The sequence below is a fragment of the Legionella pneumophila subsp. pascullei genome (genome assembly GCF_900637585.1).
Classification (GTDB): Bacteria; Pseudomonadota; Gammaproteobacteria; order Legionellales; family Legionellaceae; genus Legionella; species Legionella pascullei.
On sequence record NZ_LR134380.1, the window covers coordinates 1,926,647 to 1,949,654 of the forward strand.

Below are 23,008 nucleotides of genomic sequence, written 5' to 3' on the forward strand. Positions count from 1 at the left end.
TTCAAATAGTAATTATTCTCCGGATTTTTCTTCTTCTTTAGAATTTGAAGTGACCTCAACAAACTCTGAATCAGATGATACCCTTCCTACAGTGTTGCTATTTTTACCGTCTAAAATAGCATCAGCGACACAGCGAACATAAATGTCCACAGCACGCATTGAATCATCATTGCCTGGTATAACATAATCAATATTATCAGGGCTATTATTGGTATCGACAACACCAATTACCGGGATTCTTAACCGACGAGCTTCTTCAACAGCAATATGTTCAAAACCAACATCAACCACAAATAAGGCATCGGGCAAACCACCCATGTTCTCAATTCCACCAAGACTACGCTCTAGTTTTTCAAGCTCTCTTGTCAGCATTAAGGCTTCTTTCTTAATCATGTCATTAAACAGTCCTTTTTCCTTCATTTCTTTTAATTCTTTTAAACGGAATATTGATTGACGGACTGTTTTATAGTTAGTCAGCATACCACCTAACCATCTGTGATCAACATAAGGCATACCGCATCGCCGTGCATGTTCTCGAATACTGTCTTGAGCAGCTCTTTTGGTACCTACAAAAAGAATTTTTGCTTTGTTTGCTGCCAACCGACCAACGTAATTCATTACGTCATTCAGCATGGGTAATGTTTTTTCAAGGTTAATGATATGGATTTTATTTCTTGAGCCAAAAATATATTCACTCATCTTTGGATTCCAGAAACGTGTTCTGTGTCCAAAATGAGCGCCTGCTTCGAGCAATTCACGCATACTTACATTGTTCATATTATATCTCCAGGGTTAAGCCTCCACGCTTCCCATACGAAACCCGCCAAGGGACCCTATCGTATGTGACGAAACGTGTGTGTATTTAAAGCGCGGTATTTATAACATATTCGTGCCAATTCAGCAATGAAATTAATATTGTAATCTCTGTGCATAACAAAAAAATCGGTTATATATAGAACATTATGTAGGACACCAGTAATTGACCAAAACCTATTTGGAAATAAGCCTATATTAATTTGTCCATTTTGATTTATACTTCATTGCGCATGGAAGTTATACAAATGTTGTACTCAGGAGAATCCTATTAACATTAAATTTTAAGAGGAAACGATTATGAGTAAAAAATCTATCTGTTTAGCTGCTCTTGCTTTGGCATTTACTTTTGGACAACCTGTTTTTGCCAATACAAGCAATACTACTCAATCAAAGCCTTGTCATTGCCATGATCACAAAAAAGCACTTAACCAACTTAATTTAACTCAAGAGCAAAAAAGCAAAATCAAAACAATTAAGATACAAGCTCAAAAATCAATCAAAGAAAATTATAAACAACTTAAGGCAATCAAAGAACAAATCAATGCTCTCATTGCCAATGAGAAGCTTGATGAAGCTAAACTGGATAATTTAATCAGCCAAAGAAATAAAATATCAGGAGCTATGTTAAAAAACCGGGTAATGATGAAAAATCAAATTTACAATCAGCTTACAAGCGAACAAAAATCACAATATAAACAATATAAAAGGAATATGTAAAATTTAGATTGGTACCGAATTTTCTGTTATCGGTATCAATCTACTCCAACTTATAAGATATGAAAATTGATAATGTTTCGCCTAGTATACCAACCCATAGAATGCCGCAGCAGCTGCACTGGCAATGATACAAAGTGCAAATATTATGGTTCGCACCACATTCTTCTTTGTTTGGTGTTTCATAACAAATCCTGGAATGATGGTTATCCTGATTGATGTTTCATCTAAATTATAGTTCAAATTTCTCCTATCGCTGAAGATATAATGAATCGCTCTTGCACTGAATAGCCTTGGCCGCTATAACAAATTCAATCGAAAACACTTGCTATAGATTATTGACTTATGTCTTAATTCAGAACAATCTATGTTTGCAATAAGCAATATTGTTGCTGCAGAATAAAAAACAAACCCAATTATGAGAGCACATATGATTTTTTTAAGTATTCCTAGAGGAATGGAGTTTAAGCAAATTACAGAAGAAGACCATACTAACGACTATTTTGTTGATCCTGATGGAAAATTACCAAGAATTAATATCCAGGCATTAGTTAAAGACGCGCTGCAGTATAACAAAGGAAGAAAAAAGGAAATCACCTTGTCTGATTTTACTATCTATAGACACAAACCACCTTATAGAGATGAACTCTTTCTTCAATATAATCCGGATCATAATGGCAAATATTTTACAAAAGAATCTGTAAGTCTGGTTAATGGTAAAGAATTTATCAAAAATAAAACTCCTGCGACTTCATATGGCACTTTTTGGTTTCAAAAAGTACAACTATCCGAAAGCAGAATGGATGAAGTGCTTGCCAAACGAAATGAACAACGAGACAATCGTCGACATACAGGAGATAGTCCAAACCCAACATAAATAGAAAAAAGGTATGCGCAGGATGCATACCTTTATAATTAGATTAAATGACAAATGCAAGCGAGGCTTTTGTATCTAGTTGCTGAGTCAATTCACTTTGCATCGTCAAATAAGCCCCTACAACCTTATAAGACTCTTTCGCGTAAAAATCTTTTGTTGAGTACTCTTGAGGGCCAGCGAGTGCTTCCAGCCGAGTATTTGCTGCTGTTATGACTTTGTCCAAATCATTCAAGATGGTAGAGTAATTATCACCACTGGCAGTTACCGTTTTCATTCCTTCAAGAGTTTCTCTGACAACAGTTAAAATTTTATTAAAGTTTGGACCAACAGTGGTGCAACCTCGATAGATGGTAATGAGACGATCGACAAGAGAGAAAAAATTAATCATCTTTTGCAAATTTGATTCAAATATACGCATACATGTTACCATTTCTGTTGTGCTGCGTTGGGGATACTTATCCATCAAGGCATTCATCACCTCGACAACATTTTTCACAAACCCATCAACAGCCTTAACGGAATAACTATTTTTCTTAAATACTTCGAAAATAGAATGGGCATTACTCATCGGATCCTTTAAAACACTCACACTTTTAATAAACGCATTAATCTGCTCCCAAATACGGCTGCCATCCATTTTGTTTTCTATAGCTTTTTGATAGTTTGCGATTAACATTTTCGCAGTAAAGGCATATTGAGATAGGAAAAAGCGATCGCTTTTTTCGGCTACTATAGCTTGCAAAGTAAAAATTGGATTATTCCATTGTCCTTCATGACACGGGACATTCCATTGCTGAGCTTTCGCTCTGATTAAAAAGGTTTTTTGTTCGGTTGACAACGTAGTGATTACGTTAGTTTTTGTTTTATACAATTCAAATGCATCCAGCTTTATTTTCTCTATAGCTTGTTCATGAGCTTTAATAAACTCAGTAGGAGAATCAAAATGATTAGCAAACTTCATTGGTTGTAGTTTATTGGCTTCAAATTCAAAATTACAATTGTATTTCGCCTGACGAACTCCTGCAGCATTAATTTCATTGCCATCTATGTCATAAACATCTCTGGCATTCTCAATCGCTTTATCACCAAATGCTTTGATCATTTTGACATAGTCAGGATTAGTAAAACCCTTTCCCTGAATAGGAGTTTTATAATTGTCCATGGTATGAGCATTTTCATGGTTACAGGCGTATTTAATCAAATGCATCGTAACATTAGATGGAATAAGCTCGGGATTTGTTGAGAAAAATTGATGTAACCCTTCAAGGATGTCTTCTCGATCATCATAAAAGAAATAATCGACCTGCTCTCTCGCTTCCAAAGATGAAGCTCTTTGCATATGAGCATACACAAGTGTAGTTTTCGATTTATCATGTAACCAGCCGTTTTGAATTTTTCCGGCATTCGCAGGATCGGTTGCCTCACGGAGACTGGTTCCTGCAAGCACCAAGTTGTATGCATCAGCTAATAAAAACGGATCAAACTCCATGCCTAAGTCGGTGCAAAATTTTCGAATCTGGACAAAACAAGAACCATTGCCATTAGAGCGAGCATTACGCTTATCATCCCTATCACTTTGACGATTTGAAGCAATTAACGCAACTTCTTTGGTATAGCGGTTTGAAGTGTCTCGAATTCTTTGGACAAGCTTTGGATTTTGTGCAACGATGTTTATTAGATTGGTAACACCGACGCAACCATCATAATCAAAACCCGAATAACGAACTGGCATTTTATTTTCCTCTCAAAAAGATTACATAACCACTGTCACTTTAATTAAGGAGGAGATTTCAAACTAGGAAGTCGGAACATCGCCTTGAGTAAAGTGAAACTTTCTTCATAGCGACGCACCCGTTTCCTCATGAAACTAGAAATTACCAGTCCTCTAGGTAATCCATATAGAGAAGACACATCGAAATTTTGCTAAAGAATATTAAGCAAAGTCCATAATGTTAACATTATGTAAAGATATATGTCAATTTCTTGTTTATAGCAATAATTAAAGAGAGTTTCTTCTATCCATAGTTTAAGTACACCTAATAAGGTTCAATTTGGAGTGCATAAGCTCTCATCTGACACAAGTTGATAGAGAGCTCAGAGTTTCTGGGGTAGGATATGTTAACAGGAAATATCAAATCAAAAGTACTTTCTTTGACTTGTGATACTTTCATCCATAATGCCTAATTGCACTAACAAGGCTTCAGGCAAATGCAAACCACTCTCCCCTAGTTGCATTAATAAAATATTACGCTCATTTGAATTAAAATCTTTTATCGCTTTTCTAAAAGCGTTGATATTAAATTGATTATGACCTTCATTATCGCTCATATAATTTCTTTTAAAATAATCCGGATAAAAAGCCAATAAAACAAGAGCTTTATCAAATAATTTATTGTTACAGCAATGCATGACGATATCGAAATCATTCTCATCGATGTATGTAAAGTATTCATTGATATCAATAGGATTTTGTTCCATTAAAAATTTCACAACAGCTTGAAAATCATAGTTATTCAGGATTAATGCTGCATTATGCAAAAAAGTCTTGTCTGATCGGTCATGCACCAAGAGATTAACCTGATTTTTAATCAATAGCTGAATGATATCAATGTATTTTTTGGTATCCTTTGCTAAAGAATATCCTTTCAATGTCAAACTCAAAGGACAATGGCCAGAATGACTCTGCTGCTGATCGATATTAGCGCCATGTTCAATAAGCCATTTTACATTTTCAACTTGCCCAAGATAACAAGCGGCCATCAAGGGGGTGAATGTATCCGTTTTATCAAAATCTAGTATTTTTTCGTCAGGACCCACTTTTAAAAATGGCAAATCGATATCCGAGTCATTTAATTCTTGTTCTTTTTCAAGGGAATAGTTAGCGAAAATTATCCTTCCTATTTGAGTCATTAACACTCTATCCCCTACTTTAAGATCAAATCCTTCCAAATTATAGGGCATTTGTTCTAATCGGTACTGAGATATGTGAGTTTGATAAAATTCTTGTGCCGATAGCCAACCATCGCCAGGATTAAGAAAGTAATAATACCTGGAAGCCTGCTCTTCGTAGGTATTGTAGTTGATTAATAGTTGTTGCCCTGCCTTGATGTTTTTAGTGGTCATTACTTTTACTACTTTCTTGCGATTCAATGTAATTTCAACAAACTCCGCATTATCCTGGCTATCCGAAAAATTGATATAACGAGTCAAATTACCTTTTCTTGCTGCATCGACTACCCGTCCCTCAACATACATCGCATAACTTTTATCAGAACCAGCATGTTCCATTAGATATTGTTCAAATTCTTGTTCAGAATACACTTCTCCTGTATAAATACCAATGCAAGTCCCCTTGGGGATGTCTTCTCTGGCAAATAAACCTCGCCCACCAGTTTTTCTGAGTAAATGGACAGGCTGAACAATAACGAGATCGTTTCTGTCTATAGCAGATGGAATGTAATCACTGCTTGACATGTTATCAATATGCAAATCAACCATAATTTTGCTCGTATCAATCAATTCATGATTGCTTTCCAGTCCATTGACAGGAGTAAACAGTGTGTAAATATTACCTGGGAGATGTGACATCCCAAGTCTTTTTTTATGTACCTTTTTTTGGGTAAATTTAAATTTAGATTTGTGCTCATTACTACCATGATTCAATTGCTGTTCTTTAAACTTTGACTGAATGGCACTTTTCTTTTTAAGCTTGCTATCATTATTGCTTCTTGGCATAACACTGCTCTCTTGAAAAAAATAATGTAAAATAATCATTAAGGAGATATTATAACCTATTAGGTTTTTTTTTGCTCTATTTTGTGAGCGATTTTCCTAGAAAATCTATTCTTTTGCTGATTGAAGAGTATTGTTGCTCCTCTTCCCCATGTGCTAACATTTATGATTTTGGATAAACCATAATGGGCGTTACAATTAAAACTCCTGATGAAATTGAAAAAATGCGTGTCGCTGGCCGGTTGGCCGCGGAAGTACTTGAGATGATTGGACCTTATGTCCAAGTTGGCATTACTACTGATGAGTTAAATACCATTTGCCACGATTATATTGTCAATGTACAAAAAGCCATTCCTGCCCCTTTAAATTATAATGGTTTCCCCAAATCAATTTGCACCTCAATTAATCATGTGGTATGTCATGGAATACCAGGAAAAAAAATTTTAAAAGATGGAGACATCATCAATATTGATGTCACTGTTATAAAAAATGAATACCATGGTGATACCAGTAAAATGTTTATTGTAGGTACTCCTTCCGTCAAGGCCAAGCATGTAGTGCAAATAGCCCATGAGTGCTTATATATTGGGATTGATATGGTTAAACCTGGTGTTCAGTTAGGCGATATAGGGCATGCCATACAGCAACATGCAGAAAAAAATCGTTGCTCCGTGGTTCGTGATTACTGCGGACATGGAATTGGCCGTGTGTTTCATGAAGATCCTCAAGTACTCCACTATGGAGTTCCCGGAACAGGGATGAGGTTAGAACCAGGTATGACTTTTACCATAGAACCTATGGTAAACATAGGAAAACACCATACTCGATTATTGCCGGATCATTGGACTGTTGTTACCAAAGATCATAGTCTTTCGGCTCAATGGGAGCATACACTTTTGGTAACTGATACAGGTGTTGAAATTCTGACTTTACGTAATGAAGAACGATAATCGCATCATAAAGAATACGATCAAACAGTTCAAAGAGAAGCTGTGCAAGGACTTTAGCCAAAAAGCCAATATTACTTCCATCACACGCAAGCTTGCTGTATTTATTGATGCTATTTTAATTCAATTATTTATTAAAAATAAGTTGCACATGGGAGACAATTTTTGTCTCCTGGCTCTTGGAAGCTACGGGCGTAGAGAGCTTCAACTCCACTCGGATATTGACTTGTTAATATTGCACACTGAGAAAGTAAGCAATATTCAATTACAACGCGCACAAAAATTTATTCAGGATTGTTGGGATGTAGGACTGGAAGTAAGCCATCAAATTACCACTGTTTCTTCATGTGCCAATTTAGCCAGTCAGGATTTGAGCGTAATTTCTACCATTATGGATATGTTCTTGCTATGTGGGCATGGTGCCTTAATGGAGGAATTGATTTACCAAACCCACACCTTACACATGTGGCCTAGCCATCAATACTTCTTTGCCAAACTTCAGGAGCAGCAAAATCGTTATGCAAAGTATGGAGAAACAGCTTACAATCTTGAGCCTAATATTAAAAACGGTCCGGGTGGATTAAGAGACCTGCAAATTTTGCTAAGCATCAGCAAACGCCATTTTAAAATTAAAAAGTTAGCCGAAGGAATCAGTTACGGCTTTATTACTGATAAAGAATATGAAGAATTGAAATACTGCCAGAATTTTCTTTGGCGCGTTCGATTTGCCTTGCATATGTTAGCAGGAAAGCCTGAGGAGCGCTTATCATTTGATTATCAGGTTAAACTGGCTCAATTTTTCGGATATCAGGATCAATCCCATATCCTGGCTATAGAGCAATTTATGAAGGACTATTTTAAAGTCATCAAACGCAATAGAGAGCTAAATGAAATGCTCTTGCAATGGTTCAATGAAACCATAGTTTATCATCAAAAGCAAAAAATTGTTCGCCTGGATAATGAATTTCAACTGTCAAACCAGTTTATTGAAGTACGCAATAACCGTGTGTTTAAATTAAATCCGCAATCGATATTGAAGTTATTCTATTGGCTTGTCAAACAACCTGACATCGAAGGAGTAAGAGCAAGTACCATAAGATTAATAAGAGAATCCTTATTTTTAATGGGCAAACGTTTTAGAGAATCAAAAGAGACCGCAAATATATTTATCAACATATTCAGAACTGGTAATGATCCCTACGATGCATTACAACGAATGAATAGATATGGCGTTTTAGCACACTATCTTGATTGTTTTGCTACAGTTACGGGACAAATGCAGTATGATTTATTCCACGCCTATACCGTAGATCAACACACTTTATTTGTTATCCGAAATATATCGCGTTTCAAAAAGAATGAATATGCAAAACAATTCCCTCTGTGTGCCAAAATTATCACTACTTTGGAAAAACCCGAAATTTTATATCTTGGTGCTTTATTCCATGATATAGCCAAAGGTCGAGGGGGAGATCATTCAGAATTAGGCGCAATTGAAGCACAACAATTTACACAACGTCACTTTATGGATGCAGAAGATAGTAAATTGGTTATTTGGCTTGTACGCTACCATTTGCTCATGTCACAAACTGCTCAACGTAAAGATATTTATGACCCTAAAACCATCGAACAATTTTGCCAACTTCTGCCTCATGCAAGGTATTTGGATTATCTTTATTTGCTTACGGTAGCAGACATTTGTGGCACAAATCCTACTCTTTGGAATGCCTGGAAAGACTCATTACTTAAAGAATTATACCATGCAGCAAAAACCAGACTTCATAAACAACAGGAGTTGGTTGACGAGGCCGCTCTCATATCCATTCGAAAACAATACGCTACGGATATATTAATTTCAGATGGGATATCTTCCAGAGTAATACAGGATTTATGGAGTCAATTTAAGGGAAAATATTTTCTTCACGAATCTCCTGAAGTGATAGCCAGGCACACCAAGGCAATCCTGAGCAGCAAGCAATTTCCGGTGGTAATAATCATGCCACATCATAGTCAGGGAGGCACTGAAGTATTTATCTACATGCCTCATAAAGATGAGAGATTTACTATCACCACTTCGGTATTAAGCAATCATCACGTTACTATACAGGAAGCGGCAATTATTACTTGCGATAATCAATTTGATTTAGATACTTATATCATCTTGGATGAAAACAATCAGGCTTTTTTGAATGAACGACGCGCTGAAGACATCCAAAAAAGTCTATGCGAGCATTTGGCCAATACAGGACGACTTCCTGCTATTTCTCGCAGAAGATTATCCAGAGCATTGACTCATTTTAATGTCAAAACACAAATTAATTTTATTGATGACAATACGAATCATCAAACCCAACTATTTCTTATTACCAATGACAGGCCAGGTCTTTTGGCGACCATAAGCAGGGTATTTCTTGCTCTAAACATTCATTTACATAATGCGAAAATTGCTACAGCTGGCGAGAGGGTAGAGGATATGTTTTATATATCCAACCAAACAGGTTATCCCTTGAGTCATGAAGAAAAAATAATTTTAAGAGAAAAATTAATTCTGGAACTTTCTAAAAATAAGTATTAAGTACTATGTAAAGATAAATTACTGGCGAAGTTTTCGGAAAAAATCAGACAGCAATTGAGAGCACTCTTCCTGCATGATCCCCTCGTCTATTAATACCGAATGATTGAGAGTATGTAAAACATTAAATATGGATCCGGCCGCTCCCGTTTTAAAATCTCGGGTAGCAAATACCAAGCGTTTTATGCGTGCGTGAACCAAAAGCCCCGCACACATAACACAGGGTTCAAGAGTAACATAAAGCGTTGTATCTAATAATCTATGATTATTTAATTTTCTCGCAGCTTGTCGTATTGCCCTGAATTCAGCATGATCAGAGGGATCATGGCTTTTCTCAATGACATTTCTGCCAACGCCTAATAATTGGTTGTCTTTGCCAACCAATACGGCCCCAACAGGGACTTCCCCTTCATTACGAGCTAAAACAGCTTGCTCGTAAGCCAGTTGCATCCAAAATTTATCAATCATTCCCATTCAATAGTAGCAGGTGGTTTGCCAGAAATATCGTAAGTTACCCGCGACACTCCCTCTACTTCATTAATAATTCGATTAGATACTTTCCCTAAAAAATCCCAAGGCAATTGAGACCAATGGGCCGTCATAAAATCAATTGTCTCAACAGCTCTCAAACAAATTACGTAGTCGTAGCGGCGTCCATCCCCCATCACACCAACGCTTTTTACTGGTAGAAAAACAGCAAATGCCTGACTGACTTTATGATAAAGTTGCGCGTTATGCAGCTCTTCAATAAAAATAGCATCAGCCCTACGTAATATATCTGCATATTCTTTTTTTACTTCGGCCAAAATTCTTACACCCAATCCTGGCCCAGGAAATGGATGACGATAGACCATGTCATGCGGAAGTCCTAATTCCAGACCTACTTTGCGGACTTCATCTTTAAAGAGTTCACGAATAGGCTCCAGCAATTTAAGATTTAAAGTATCAGGTAAACCACCAACATTATGATGAGATTTAATAACCACAGCCGCATCATTAGTACTTGTTGCTGCAGATTCTATGACATCGGGATAGATTGTGCCTTGAGCCAGCCATTTTATATCAGTCAGCTTCTGCGCTTCATCATCAAATACTTCAATAAATGTCCGCCCAATAATTTTCCTCTTTTCCTCTGGACAAGTCACTCCCTTCAAGGCAGTTAAAAACTTATCCTCTGCATTGACCGCGATAATTCGTATTCCCATATGCCGACCGAACATACTCAACACTTGCTCCGCCTCATTAAGCCTGAGTAAGCCCGTATCAACAAAAACACAAACCAGTTGTTCTCCAATGGCTCTATGCAGCAAGGCTGCTACAACAGAAGAATCAACTCCTCCTGATAAGCCCAGCAAAACTTTTTCATTTCCTACCTGTTCCCTGATTTTATTAATGGCCTCATCAATAATATGTTCTGGAGTCCAGTCTGTTGATGCTTTACAAATACCTACGACAAAACGCTGTAAAATTCGTATACCTTGTAATGTATGAGTAACTTCTGGATGGAATTGCAAACCGTACATTTGACGACTCTCATCAGCCATACCTGCAATTGGCGCATTACGTGTTTCACATATAATTTTAAATCCTGGCGGTAACTCAGTAACTTTATCTCCGTGGCTCATCCATACATCCAATAGTGCGCTACCATCCGCCAAGGTACGATCTTCGATATTATTTAATAATTGACTATGGCCATGCAAACGCAACTCAGCATAACCAAACTCTCTTAACGTCGATGAATGCACTTGGCCACCGAGTTGTACAGCCATTGTTTGCATCCCATAGCAAATACCCAGCAAGGGCAAACCACTATCAAATAGCCATTGAGGTGCTCTGGGATTAGCGTCATGCGTGACTGTAGAAGGACCTCCTGATAAAATCACACCGCAGGGATTTAATTTCTTAAATTGTTCATGATTAATATGATAAGGATAAATTTCACAATAAACTCCCATTTCTCGGACACGTCTTGCAATTAATTGAGTATATTGAGAACCAAAATCTAATATTAATAATGGGCTTTTTTTCAAATCATTCATTATTAATTATCCACCTGATAATTGGGAGCTTGCTTGGTAATACTCACATCATGCACATGTGACTCACGCATACCAGCATTGGTCACCTGCACAAATTCAGTTTTAGAATGCAATTCCTCGATAGTAGCACAACCGGTATAGCCCATACAGGAGCGTAAACCACCTAGTAATTGATGAATAATGGTTTGAACTGGTCCTTTATAAGGTACTCTTCCCTCAATGCCTTCAGGAACCAATTTTTCTGTACCCAAAGAAGCATCCTGAAAATAGCGGTCACTTGATCCCTGAGCTAATGACATTGCTCCAATGGACCCCATACCTCTGTAATTCTTATAAGTACGCCCCTGATATAATTCAATTTCACCAGGAGATTCTTCCGTACCTGCAAACATACTGCCAAGCATTACAGTATCAGCACCGGCAGCCAATGCTTTACAAACATCGCCAGAAAAACGTATTCCTCCATCGGCTATCACAGGAATTATCCCTTTAAGTTCTTGTGCCACATTTGCTATAGCACTGATTTGCGGGATACCAACACCGGTAACGATACGAGTGGTACAAATTGATCCTGGCCCTATTCCAACTTTTACAGCATCAGCCCCCGCCTCATATAGATCTCTTGCGGCAGCAGCGGTTGCAATATTACCACCTATGACTTGTACATCAGGATAATTCTTTTTAATCCATTTCACACGATTTAATACACCCTGAGAATGTCCGTGGGCTGTATCTACCACTATGACATCAACTCCAGCTTCAACTAGAGCTGCAACTCGCTCATCGGTCCCTTCACCAACACCAACAGCAGCTCCAACCCTTAACTGCTCAGAACTGTCTTTACAAGCATAGGGGTTGTCTTTTGCTTTTTGTATGTCTTTTACTGTAATGAGTCCACGTAACTCAAAACTCTCATTCACCACCAATAATTTTTCTATCCGGTGCTTATGGAGCAAGCTCCTGACTTCTTCCCTGCTTGCTCCTTCTCTTACAGTAACCAAACGCCCTTTGGGAGTCATTACTTGTGCCACAGTTAAATCCATATTTGTTTCAAAACGAATATCTCGACTAGTTACTATTCCTACCAAATGCTTACCATCGACCACTGGCACCCCTGAAAAATTATATTTTGTCATGACTGCAAGCAATTCTTTAACCGTCAAGTCAGGAGTTACTGAAATAGGGTCTTTCACCATACCACTTTCAAATTTTTTAACTCGTCTTACTTCTTCAGATTGATCAGCGATGCTCATATTCTTATGAATAATCCCCAAACCACCTTCCTGTGCCAAGGCTATAGCTAACCTTGCTTCAGTCACTGTATCCATTGCTGCTGAAATTAAAGGCATGTTAAGGTGAATTGCGCGAGTTAATTTGGTTTTCAATGAAACATCTTTGGGTAAAATAGTTGAGTGGGCAGGAACTAGCAATACATCGTCAAAGGTTAATGATTGTTGCACAATGGATAGAGGCATTTTATCTCACTCCAGTAATTAAATAACCAAATAGTTTACTACAAACATTAAAAATTTTAAACATTTATTGTATAAATATATCACTACAATCCTTTAATTACTTTTTATAACAATTAAGTAATGGATAACTTGAATTAATGAATGGATAACGTGTAAACTGTTGGTTAAATATTGTGTTGAATCGAAAAAAATAGGAAGGGTTCAGCGTTGGCTAAAATAATAGTAATTACATCTGGGAAAGGCGGAGTAGGTAAAACCACTTCATCAGCGGCGATTTCTTCGGGACTTGCACTCTTAGGGCATAAAACTGTTGTTATTGATTTTGATATTGGTTTAAGAAACCTGGATATCATCATGGGCTGCGAAAGACGTGTAGTATATGACTTCATCAACGTTATTAATGGTGAAGCCAATTTAAACCAGGCACTAATCAAAGACAAACGAGTTCCTAATCTTTGCATACTGCCTGCATCGCAAACTCGTGATAAAGATGCATTAACTCTGGAAGGAGTTGAAAAGACTCTGAATGAGCTAGCAAAAGATTTTGATTTCATTATTTGTGATTCCCCTGCTGGAATTGAAACAGGAGCACTTATGGCGATGTATTTTGCTGATCATGCCATTGTTGTTACTAATCCTGAAGTGTCTTCTGTTAGAGACTCAGATAGAATTCTGGGAATACTAGCCAGCAAAACAAAAAGAGCTATAGAAAATAAAGCCCCTGTTCAAGAACACTTGTTACTGACACGCTATGATCCGGAGCGAGTAGAACGAGGTGAAATGTTGTCTGTAACCGATGTAAAGGAAATATTAGCTATTCCTTTAATTGGTGTTATCCCTGAGTCCAAATCGGTTCTTAAAGCCTCAAATACTGGCACACCAGTTATACTGGATGAATCAAGCGATGCAGGTATTGCTTATCAAGATGCCATAGCACGTTTTTTGGGTGAAGAAAGACCCATGCGTTATATAAGTAATGATAAAAAAGGAATATTTCGTCGCTTATTCAGTAAAAACAAGGAGGAAGTGACAATATGAGCATATTTAATTACTTACGCAGAAGAGCCTCTACTGCATCTGTTGCTAAAGAGCGTTTACAAATCATTATTTCCCATGAACGTTCTCAACGCAATACACCCGACTATTTACCTAAACTGCAGGAGGAAATTCTTGCAGTTATAGCAAAATACGTGAATATAAGCCGGGATCAAGTGAGTGTTAATCTGGAACGTATGGAAGACAGTGCCGTTCTCGAGCTAAACATTACAATGCCAGATAAATCTTTGGAAGATACGAACGCCTAATTCTCTTATGTTTTTTATATTTACAGGGACATATTACATTATCAAATAATGTATTTAACCTGCCTACTTAATATTCATATTAAAACATTCCCCTCAAAAATATTTCAAAGAGTTTGAAATGAAAACCTAAAATGAGTTGAGCTTTATATCTATAAAAGAGCAAAAATCTTTGTTCAATGGTTCTGTGTATAAAATTCAATTAATTAAAACCAAATTTGATAAAAACATATGGGAAACTATTTGAGAGACACTAATTGTTGGGCAGGATTACTCTTATAACCCTACCCAGGTTTATTGAAAAGAATGCTGTAAGTTATTAAGCCGTTTCCGTTTCCATGTCATCCTTAGCTGGAATCTTTTTTTCTGATTTTACCTTCTCGCCATATGACAATGGACGCCGCAGATCCTCATCAGAAAAATCATCCACCCTTATGACATCCTGTCTGGCCTGCTCAGCCTCTTCCAGTTGCTTCGCTTCAACTGGAGTCAATATTTGACGCTCAAGCGCTTCCCGTATTTGTTCTTGGAACGTCAATGAGTGCAGCATATTATCTTTAACAGCCTTCATCACTTTACGCTCCAATTCTTCAACTGCGCAAATCTTATGGAATGCTTCCTCCATCCTTCCCAAGGGACAGTTATCTCCAGGTTTCTTATAAACCAATCTCGTGATTCGATTTCTTGTTTCATTAGGTTCTATCAGTATTCTTGCTACCTTATGACCTAATTTATCATCCGGTTTGTGTCTTCTGTTGCCTAGTGGTTTTAGAACAAATGACAAGACAAATCTTGCCCAGCGTGCCGGAAAATTAATGATTACTCCGTGCATAGCCATTTCACACTCATGCAATAACTGTTGACAACTCCAATGAACTACAGGTAAATCGGCGCGAGGTTCCCCATCCTCATAAAATCGTTTTAAAACAGCGGAAGCCATGTATAAACAACTCAACATGTCACCTAAACGTGCTGATAGTTTTTCCTTTCGTTTTAACTCACCACCTAAAACAATCATTGAAAAATCTGCTAAAAAGGCCAGATTGGAGCTGTACTTATGAATTAATTGATAATACCTTTTTACTGAACTGGCCGGAGATTTGCTAAAACGAGCATCGGTCCATCCAAAAATAAGTGACTTTGTAAAGTTAGTAATAACAAAACCCACATGGGCAAAAAAAGAATCATCAAATGCAACTAAATCATTGTTTCTAACACTTTCTAACTCTTTGAAAACATAAGGATGGCAACGTATTGCTCCTTGTCCGAAAATAATTAAGCTCCTGGTTAAAATATTGGCACCCTCGACTGTAATGCCAATAGGAGAACCTTGATATCCTCTTCCGATATAATTATTTGGCCCAAGACATATTCCTTTACCACCATGAATATCCATTCCGTCCAGTGCAAGTTGTCTTGCTCTTTCAGTAGTATGATACTTTAAAATTGCCCCTGCAACAGAAGGTTTTTCCCCATGATCTATAGCCGCTGCAGCCATAGTTAAAGAAGAATCAATGATGTAAGCTGATGAAGCTATTCTGGCAAGAGGTTCCTCTATCCCCTCGAACTTACCAATTGGTTGGTTGAATTGTTTGCGAATTCTGGCATAAGCACCAGATGCTAATGCGACTGCTTGAGCACCTCCACTGGCGCTTGATGGCAAAGAGATTGCACGCCCCGCGCTCAAGCACTCCATTAACATTCGCCATCCTTGACCTGCCATGGAAGCTCCACCAATCAAATAATCAAGAGGAATAAAAACGTCTTTGCCTTGAGTTGGACCGTTTAAAAAACCAGTATTTAAAGGGAAATGCCTGCGTCCCTTTGTAATCCCGGGAGTTGTTGCAGGAATAAGCGCACAAGAAATACCAATGTCTTCACCTTTGCCTAGCAAGTTGTCCGGATCAAACATTCTAAACGCCAAACCAATAACAGTTGCTACCGGGCACAAGGTAATATATCGTTTGTCCCAATTCAACCGAACTCCCAATACCAACTCACCATTGAACTCCTGCCTACAAACAACACCTTTATCAGGGATAGAAGCCGCATCGGAGCCAGCGTTAGGTCCCGTCAATGCAAAACATGGAATCTCTCTCCCATCGGCCAATCTTGGCAAGTAATAATTTTTTTGCTCTTCTGTTCCGTACTTTAAAAGTAATTCACCAGGACCTAGTGAATTAGGTACCGAAATAGTTGTAGCAGCAGTAATAGAACGACCGTAAATTTTTACCAAAATTGACATCTGGGCAGTAGCAGAAAATCCAAGTCCGCCATACTGCTTTGGAATTATCATTCCCAGAAAACGATTCTCTTTTATAAATTGCCAAACCTCAGGAGGAAGATCCGTTCTATTATGAGTAATATCCCAATCATCTAACATTTCACAGAGTGTATTCACAGGACCATCTATAAAAGCCTGCTCTTCTTCAGTTAACAAGACAGTCGGGGCATTCCTTAATAGAGAAAAATTAGGGTTGCCACTGAATAAATCACCTTCCCAACTCACTGTACCGGCTTCCAAGGCCTCTCTTTCAGTAGTAGACATAGAAGGCATGTTTTTTTTGATTATTTGAAATAAATGTTTTGATAACACTTCCCTTCTTAAAGGCTTGATGGAGCCTAGAATTAATACCGCTTCAATTGCCCACAATACGATTTGCGACAATAGGCCAGGAGAACCGAATTGCAAAACCAAGCCAAGAAAAATGGTATAACTAATAGCCCATACCGATATTGATGCCTGTCGGGTTAATAGAATTCCAGCCGCACCAATTGTTGCTAGTATTAATATGAGTTCTGACACAAAATTCTCCTTATTATAGGCTAATCCAAATTAAAGAATTTATTAGACTTCTTGTTCGATAACAAAATCTGAAAACCTGTTAAGACGTCTAATCAAATTATAGCATCAACAACCTCTATAATTTGCTTTCCTACAGCTTCAGGGTGCTCCATTGGAAATAAATGTGTCCCCATAGTTTTAAAACATTTTACATTAAAATGATTTTTCATATACCGAATGTCCATTCTATCAACCACAGTACTCTTGTCGCCATAGATTAATGCGGCGGGAACTATAAGTTTACCTTTATAGCGAGGAATAACATGTGGAATTGTTCTATATATTTGATATTCAATATGCCTGTCAAAACGCAAATAGTATCCATCCTCTTTATATTCTAAACCATATTTAATATAGTCATTCAAACATTCTTCTGTAAATGTTTTAAATAAATCCCTGGTTTTTAAATAGGAAATTAATTGTTCATAGTTTTGCCAATGCTCACGCCTTTTCTTTGTTTTAAAAGCTGGAGTTACTCTGTCTATGATACCTAAAGCCTTAGCCAATCTCACCATGCTTGATTTAAAAGCACCAATGAGAGGTGAGTCTAGCATAATGACCGCTTTAAATAATTGCGGCTCTTCTATCGCAGCGAGCAAACTCAGCACCCCACCTAAAGAATGACCAACCGCAATCACTGGTTGCCCTGCTTGTCGTTTGATGCTTGCAATGATCTCAGTAACCAGGTTATACCAGTTTTCTCCTACGGGATAATCAGGATCATGACCAATTTTATCTATAAAACAACAGTCAAAACGAGTTTCCAGTTGCTCTAGTAGCTGTTTGTAACATAGTGATGGAAATCCATTGCCATGAGCAAAATGGATTAACTCTCTCATTTGAGCACCATTTTCCTGCTTTCATCTCGGAGACCATAGACACCGTAACTGTAATAGGCTGCCAATAATATCAACAAAATCACTCCAAATCCGGGAAAAATAAAATGAAGCGATAACATGATTACCAAAACCACCAACATTGGCGTTGATGCGACCATCAACAGTCGGCTGGACTTTTTAAAGGATATAGTGAACGAAAAAAAGATTCTGGAAAATACTTGTCCTAAAAAGGCAATGACCAGCAATACAGTCACCATAATCGAATATAAAATAGCAACAACTATTGGATATATCATCAATTGAGAGGCATATTTCAAACCAGTAATCGCATTATCCTGAATAATTTTTTTGCCATCAAATACCATATTCATTTCTTTATCTAATGGCTGAACAATAGGAACTCCTTTCTGTTCATTTACCGGACTGCTACCCAACAATTCTGGTGTTGGCAATAAGAAATTAATACTATTTTTCTTAATCAGAATATTAAGGTAAGGATATTTCTCTGTGAAATCAGTCACTTGTCCTGTTGTGTCTATAATGATTACTACCTGATTCCTATCATTTCTGATTAAATAGGGCATTGGTTTATCAAAAATAACATTACCATTTTGTACATAAACAGTTGGCAATTGCAGTAAAGGCTCAATGATTTGCTGATTGAACGTTTTATTAAAATCAGAAGCAATTCTTATAGAAAACGGTATTGAACAAATAGCAATAACCAATAATAGATAAATCAAACCAATTCCACGCCAATGTTTTCCGACATCAACAAAAAGTCTCTTTGAATAAAAAGACATATACAGTGCTTGCCAATAACTATAGATAGGAGCATCAATTGGTTTTAGTTTGTTTTTTTCTTTAGCCACGCCACTCTCCCACTCGTTTTCCTGTTCTCTGATCAAATACATGCAACTTCAATTTGGGTAGCTCTACATGTAATTGTCTGTTTGAAATCACCTGCTCTGCTGAAATCCTCAAATTAATCTGTTCATTATTTTTTACACATTTTGCCTGGATCAATTTATCAGCCCCCATATCATCAACAAATTCTACATGAAGTTCAACAGCCTCTTTACTTTGACTGGAACATAGTTGGATGTGTTCGGGGCGAATTGCCAAAGTAAGATCCGCATTATCTTCAATGGAATGAAGCCAATTGGGAGCTGAATAAGCTATCCCTATGTTGGTTTGAATACAATCCATTTTCTTATCGTATTTGCCAGAAATAAAATTAATAGGGTAGTGTCCGGTAAATCCTGCGACAAACCGCGTAGCCGGACTACGATACAGTTCTTGTGGTGTTCCAATTTGCTCAACTTCGCCATGATTAAGCACCAAAATTCTATCAGCCATAGTCATTGCTTCAGTTTGATCATGAGTAACATATAAACTGGTCGTATTAAATTGTTGATGCAATCGTTTAATTTCATGTCGCATCTCAGTTCGTAATTTTGCATCCAGATTAGACAATGGTTCATCAAATAAATATACTGCTGGAGACCGCACAATAGCTCTACCCATCGCTACTCGCTGCCTTTGTCCCCCAGACAGTGCTTGTGGCTTCCTGTCAAGATAAGGTGTCAAATGCAATAAGTTAGCTACTTCAGCTACTTTTTTATTAATATCTGCTTTACTCAGACGCCTCAATTTTAAACCATAAGCCATGTTATCAAAGACAGTCATATGAGGATAAAGAGCATAATTTTGAAATACCATCGCCATATCTCTTTTTGCGGCTGCTGTATCATTAACACATTGATTATTAATAAGTATTTTCCCTGAGCTTAAAACATCAAGTCCTGCTATCAATCGCAATAAGGTCGATTTACCGCAACCTGATGGGCCTACAACAACCATGAATTCGCCCTTTTTGATATCAATATTAATTCGATTCAAAATTGTTGTTTGTCCGACCTGTTTTGACACTTCGATCAAATTCAGTGTTGCCATTATTTCAATCCCTTTTCGAACCAACGCTGCATCAGCATAACCACCATACAAGGTGGCACAAGTGCGATTAATGCAACGGCCATAATATAGTGCCATTCCGGTACTTGATCCGCTACACCTGATAAATAACGAATTCCCATCACAATAGTCGTCATTTTAGTTTCTGTCGTGATGACTAAAGGCCATAAATATTGATTCCAGCCGTAGACAAATAAGATTACAAACAAGGCGGAAATTTGGATTCTTGATAAGGGTAACACGATATCAATAAAAAATCTCAATGGGCCTGCGCCATCTAATTTAGCAGCGTCAACCAGTTCTTTAGATATGGTTTTAAAAAACTGACGAAATAAAAAAGTTCCAGTTGCTGATGCTAATAATGGCAAAGTTAGACCAGAAAATGAGTTCAATAGACCAAATGAAGCAACAACTTGAAAAGTAGGCACTATTCTTACTTCCACTGGCAACATCATCGTTGCAAATATCAAGGCAAAACAAGATTTTTTAAAAGGAAAATCAAAATATACCAATGCAAAAGCAGATCCCAGAGCCAGAATAATCTTACCCACTGCAATGATAAAAGCCATAAATAAGCTATTAATTAGCATGGAAGTGATAGGTTCACCACCAGTTACAGCCAAACCTTCAGTCAGCACACTTTTAATATTTTTGAAAAATGAAGTCCCTGGAATTAATGACAATTGAGAATGCATCATGGCAGTTCCTTCATTACTTGCGGCAACTATAGCCAAGTACAAAGGCGCCATCATCAATCCTATAAATAATAATATTAACCCATGCGACCCAAAACGTTTTAATTGTCTCATTCGTAATGAACCTTTTTTTCAAGGTATTTAAATTGTAATAAGGACACACCAATTACAATAATCATCAATAATACAGATTGAGCTGATGAACTACCCAAATCCATTCCCTCAAAACCGTCTTCATACACCTTATAGATTAAGTTAGTTGTGCTATTACCGGGACCGCCGTGTGTCATGACTTGAATAATTCCAAATGTATCGAAAAAACCATAAATTAAATTCATTAGTAACAGAAAAAAGGTGGTGGGCGACAGGATGGGGAAAATGATTTGCCAGAATCGTTGCCATGCATTAGCCCCATCCATGATTGCTGCATCAATTAATGTCTGAGGAACTGCTTTAAGAGCAGCAAAATAAAATAAAAAATTGTAACTAAATTGTTGCCAACTCGCAGTTAAAATGACAACCACTAAAGCCTGATTCGCGTCATTGACATAATTAAAATGAATTCCCAAAAACTCCAGTGCCTGAGTCAACCATCCTAAAGTTGGATGACATAAAAATCGCCAAAGTATTGCGGCAACAGCAGGAGCTATTGCATAAGGCCATATTAATAAAGTCTTATAAATTCCTTGGCTTTTGCCTCTATAATTTACTAAAGTGGCCATCAAGAGCCCTGAACTCATAGTAATAAACGTGACACTACCTGCAATTACAAAAGTAACCCATAGGGCTTTTGCATAAGCGGGGTCAAGAAATAAGTCAAAGAAATTTGTAAATCCGGCAAAGTGCTTATACAAACCAAAAGCATCAGTATAGAAAAAGGATTGGAGTAAAGCGCTGCATGCAGGCCAAATAAAAAAAATAATAGTAACTACCAGCTGAGGAATTATAAATAGCCAGGCAAATAAACTCTGATGATTAAATTTAGACATTAACTAACCATGTAGTTGTTAAAAAGACAAGTATCATCGCAATAGTTTAAAATAAGATTATATCGATTTTAAATCATTATGCGAGTTGTAAAAGATATAATATAGTAAATTATCATACTATGCATTCTTACCTTAAAAAGGATCTTATCTTGCATTACATACAAATTAATAATCCAGGGCCTCATAGTGAGTTAGCCCTTGTCGAAGGTCCAAATCCTGGTTTTAATGAATCTCAAATTCTTGTGCGCGTCAAAGCCACCGCATTGAATAGAGCTGATTTAATGCAAAAATATGGTAAATACCCCCCTCCTCCGGGAGAATCCGACATACCCGGACTAGAAGTGGCCGGAGAAGTAATAGCCAGTGGAGCCAAGGTAAAACAGTTTAAACCGGGTGATAAAATTTATGGTCTTGTAGGGAGTGGAGGTTATGCTGAAATTTGTCCAGTAGCAGCTTCTTTAGCCCATCACATTCCCACCCATTGGAATTTTTCACTTGCTGCAGCACTCCCGGAAGCGTTAACTACAGTCTATGCGACCTTGTACGATTTAGGTGGCTTAAGTGCAGGACAAACATTATTGATTCATGGCGCAGGAAGCGGAATAGCCTCATTAGCCATACAAATGGCTAAATTAACAACAGCTAAAGTGATAACCACAGTAGGTGATTCAAATAAAATAGAAAAAGCGTATGCCTTGGGTGCTGATCAAGTCATTCATTACAAGGAACAGGATTTTGAATTACTAATTGAGGACAATTCTGTCGATTTGATCATTGACTTTGTTGGTGGGGATTATTTTAACAAACACTTACATTTGCTGAAACCTCACGGTAAATTAATCCAAATTGCTTGCCTTAAGGGAAGCAAAGTAGAATGCAGTCTGGCATTGCTCATGCAAAAAAGGCTACAAATCATTGGATTTGTACTCAGGTCACAAAGCATTAAAGAAAAATCGAGGCTTTGGAAATTGGCTCATAACCATTGGTTTAATGCATTTGAAAACGACAAAATTAAACCAGTAATTGACTCGGAGTTTGAGCTAAATCAAATAGAGACAGCACAGCAACGTATGCAGCAGGGCTCTCATTTTGGAAAAATAGTCATTCGCGTAGCTAAGTAATCCCAAGGTTCACTAATATCTCATGAGTTCAATATTACACGCACTGACCTTTTCGAAACCACCTTGGCA

The 23,008-nt window shown here is 37.4% G+C and carries 20 protein-coding genes; 7 read left to right on the forward strand and 13 right to left on the reverse strand.

Annotation, left to right across the window (positions count from 1 at the left end; all coding sequences use genetic code 11):
* Positions 1–12: 12 nt before the first annotated feature.
* Positions 13–777 carry a 30S ribosomal protein S2 gene (gene rpsB, locus EL201_RS08775; protein ID WP_027221898.1) on the reverse strand — a complete coding sequence of 255 codons (765 nt, stop codon included), beginning with the start codon at positions 775–777 and terminating at the stop codon, positions 13–15.
* Positions 778–1,113: 336 nt separating this feature from the next.
* On the opposite strand from rpsB, the gene EL201_RS08780 reads away from it, so the two are divergent.
* A complete protein-coding gene (locus tag EL201_RS08780) occupies positions 1,114–1,533 on the forward strand; it encodes a Spy/CpxP family protein refolding chaperone (protein ID WP_027221899.1) in 420 nt (139 codons plus the stop codon).
* Positions 1,534–1,614: 81 nt separating this feature from the next.
* Here the strand turns inward: EL201_RS08780 and EL201_RS15670 are convergent, their stop codons facing one another.
* Positions 1,615–1,773, reverse strand: a complete 159-nt coding sequence (locus tag EL201_RS15670) for a hypothetical protein (protein ID WP_165481394.1) — start codon at positions 1,771–1,773, stop codon at positions 1,615–1,617.
* Positions 1,774–1,948: 175 nt separating this feature from the next.
* On the opposite strand from EL201_RS15670, the gene EL201_RS08785 reads away from it, so the two are divergent.
* Positions 1,949–2,407 (forward strand): hypothetical protein, encoded by a 459-nt coding sequence (locus tag EL201_RS08785; RefSeq protein ID WP_032828835.1) that lies wholly within the window; start codon positions 1,949–1,951, stop codon positions 2,405–2,407.
* A gap of 43 nt (positions 2,408–2,450) precedes the next feature.
* On the opposite strand, the gene EL201_RS08790 is transcribed toward EL201_RS08785, so the two are convergent.
* The gene (locus EL201_RS08790; RefSeq protein WP_027221901.1) at positions 2,451–4,139 is read right to left on the reverse strand and encodes a hypothetical protein; all 1,689 of its coding nucleotides are present in this window, start codon (positions 4,137–4,139) and stop codon (positions 2,451–2,453) included.
* A gap of 404 nt (positions 4,140–4,543) precedes the next feature.
* On the reverse strand, positions 4,544–6,181 hold the full coding sequence (ankI, locus tag EL201_RS08795; RefSeq protein ID WP_032828836.1) for a Dot/Icm T4SS effector AnkI/LegAS4: 1,638 nt from the start codon (positions 6,179–6,181) through the stop codon (positions 4,544–4,546).
* 143 nt (positions 6,182–6,324) lie between these two features.
* Between ankI and map the strand changes: the two genes are divergently transcribed.
* Complete coding sequence (gene map / locus EL201_RS08800) at positions 6,325–7,089, forward strand: type I methionyl aminopeptidase (protein WP_027221903.1); 765 nt, start codon at positions 6,325–6,327, stop codon at positions 7,087–7,089.
* Positions 7,076–9,661: a [protein-PII] uridylyltransferase gene (gene glnD / locus EL201_RS08805; protein WP_027221904.1), complete on the forward strand. Its 2,586-nt coding sequence runs from the start codon at positions 7,076–7,078 to the stop codon at positions 9,659–9,661. Before map ends, glnD begins: the two co-directional genes overlap by 14 nt.
* Before the next feature lie 18 nt (positions 9,662–9,679).
* Here the strand turns inward: glnD and tadA are convergent, their stop codons facing one another.
* Genes tadA through guaB form a run of 3 tightly spaced genes read right to left on the reverse strand, consistent with a single transcriptional unit; the run spans position 9,680 to position 13,175 of the window.
* Positions 9,680–10,126: a tRNA adenosine(34) deaminase TadA gene (gene tadA, locus EL201_RS08810; RefSeq protein ID WP_027221905.1), complete on the reverse strand. Its 447-nt coding sequence runs from the start codon at positions 10,124–10,126 to the stop codon at positions 9,680–9,682.
* Complete coding sequence (guaA, locus tag EL201_RS08815) at positions 10,123–11,700, reverse strand: glutamine-hydrolyzing GMP synthase (RefSeq protein WP_032828837.1); 1,578 nt, start codon at positions 11,698–11,700, stop codon at positions 10,123–10,125. Before guaA ends, tadA begins: the two co-directional genes overlap by 4 nt.
* A gap of 2 nt (positions 11,701–11,702) precedes the next feature.
* Positions 11,703–13,175 carry an IMP dehydrogenase gene (gene guaB, locus EL201_RS08820; protein ID WP_027221907.1) on the reverse strand — a complete coding sequence of 491 codons (1,473 nt, stop codon included), beginning with the start codon at positions 13,173–13,175 and terminating at the stop codon, positions 11,703–11,705.
* A gap of 207 nt (positions 13,176–13,382) precedes the next feature.
* On the opposite strand from guaB, the gene minD reads away from it, so the two are divergent.
* The gene (minD, locus tag EL201_RS08825; protein ID WP_027221908.1) at positions 13,383–14,213 is read left to right on the forward strand and encodes a septum site-determining protein MinD; all 831 of its coding nucleotides are present in this window, start codon (positions 13,383–13,385) and stop codon (positions 14,211–14,213) included.
* The gene (minE, locus tag EL201_RS08830; protein WP_027221909.1) at positions 14,210–14,479 is read left to right on the forward strand and encodes a cell division topological specificity factor MinE; all 270 of its coding nucleotides are present in this window, start codon (positions 14,210–14,212) and stop codon (positions 14,477–14,479) included. The genes minD and minE overlap by 4 nt, the downstream gene beginning before the upstream one ends.
* A gap of 316 nt (positions 14,480–14,795) precedes the next feature.
* Here the strand turns inward: minE and EL201_RS08835 are convergent, their stop codons facing one another.
* The 6 genes from EL201_RS08835 to EL201_RS08860 all read right to left on the reverse strand — a co-directional run bounded on the left by EL201_RS08835 (position 14,796) and on the right by EL201_RS08860 (position 21,818).
* A complete protein-coding gene (locus tag EL201_RS08835) occupies positions 14,796–17,282 on the reverse strand; it encodes an acyl-CoA dehydrogenase (RefSeq protein WP_027221910.1) in 2,487 nt (828 codons plus the stop codon).
* Between the two features lie 92 nt (positions 17,283–17,374).
* A complete protein-coding gene (locus tag EL201_RS08840) occupies positions 17,375–18,160 on the reverse strand; it encodes an alpha/beta fold hydrolase (protein ID WP_027221911.1) in 786 nt (261 codons plus the stop codon).
* Complete coding sequence (locus EL201_RS08845; RefSeq protein WP_080272985.1) at positions 18,157–19,074, reverse strand: DUF1189 family protein; 918 nt, start codon at positions 19,072–19,074, stop codon at positions 18,157–18,159. Before EL201_RS08845 ends, EL201_RS08840 begins: the two co-directional genes overlap by 4 nt.
* Positions 19,025–20,116, reverse strand: coding sequence for an ABC transporter ATP-binding protein (locus tag EL201_RS08850; protein WP_027221913.1), 1,092 nt, complete (start codon positions 20,114–20,116; stop codon positions 19,025–19,027). Before EL201_RS08850 ends, EL201_RS08845 begins: the two co-directional genes overlap by 50 nt.
* Positions 20,116–20,943 carry a sn-glycerol-3-phosphate ABC transporter permease UgpE gene (gene ugpE / locus EL201_RS08855; RefSeq protein ID WP_027221914.1) on the reverse strand — a complete coding sequence of 276 codons (828 nt, stop codon included), beginning with the start codon at positions 20,941–20,943 and terminating at the stop codon, positions 20,116–20,118. Before ugpE ends, EL201_RS08850 begins: the two co-directional genes overlap by 1 nt.
* On the reverse strand, positions 20,940–21,818 hold the full coding sequence (locus tag EL201_RS08860; protein ID WP_027221915.1) for an ABC transporter permease subunit: 879 nt from the start codon (positions 21,816–21,818) through the stop codon (positions 20,940–20,942). Before EL201_RS08860 ends, ugpE begins: the two co-directional genes overlap by 4 nt.
* A 119-nt stretch (positions 21,819–21,937) precedes the next feature.
* Between EL201_RS08860 and EL201_RS08865 the strand changes: the two genes are divergently transcribed.
* A complete protein-coding gene (locus EL201_RS08865) occupies positions 21,938–22,939 on the forward strand; it encodes an NAD(P)H-quinone oxidoreductase (protein WP_080272986.1) in 1,002 nt (333 codons plus the stop codon).
* Positions 22,940–23,008 lie beyond the last annotated feature (69 nt).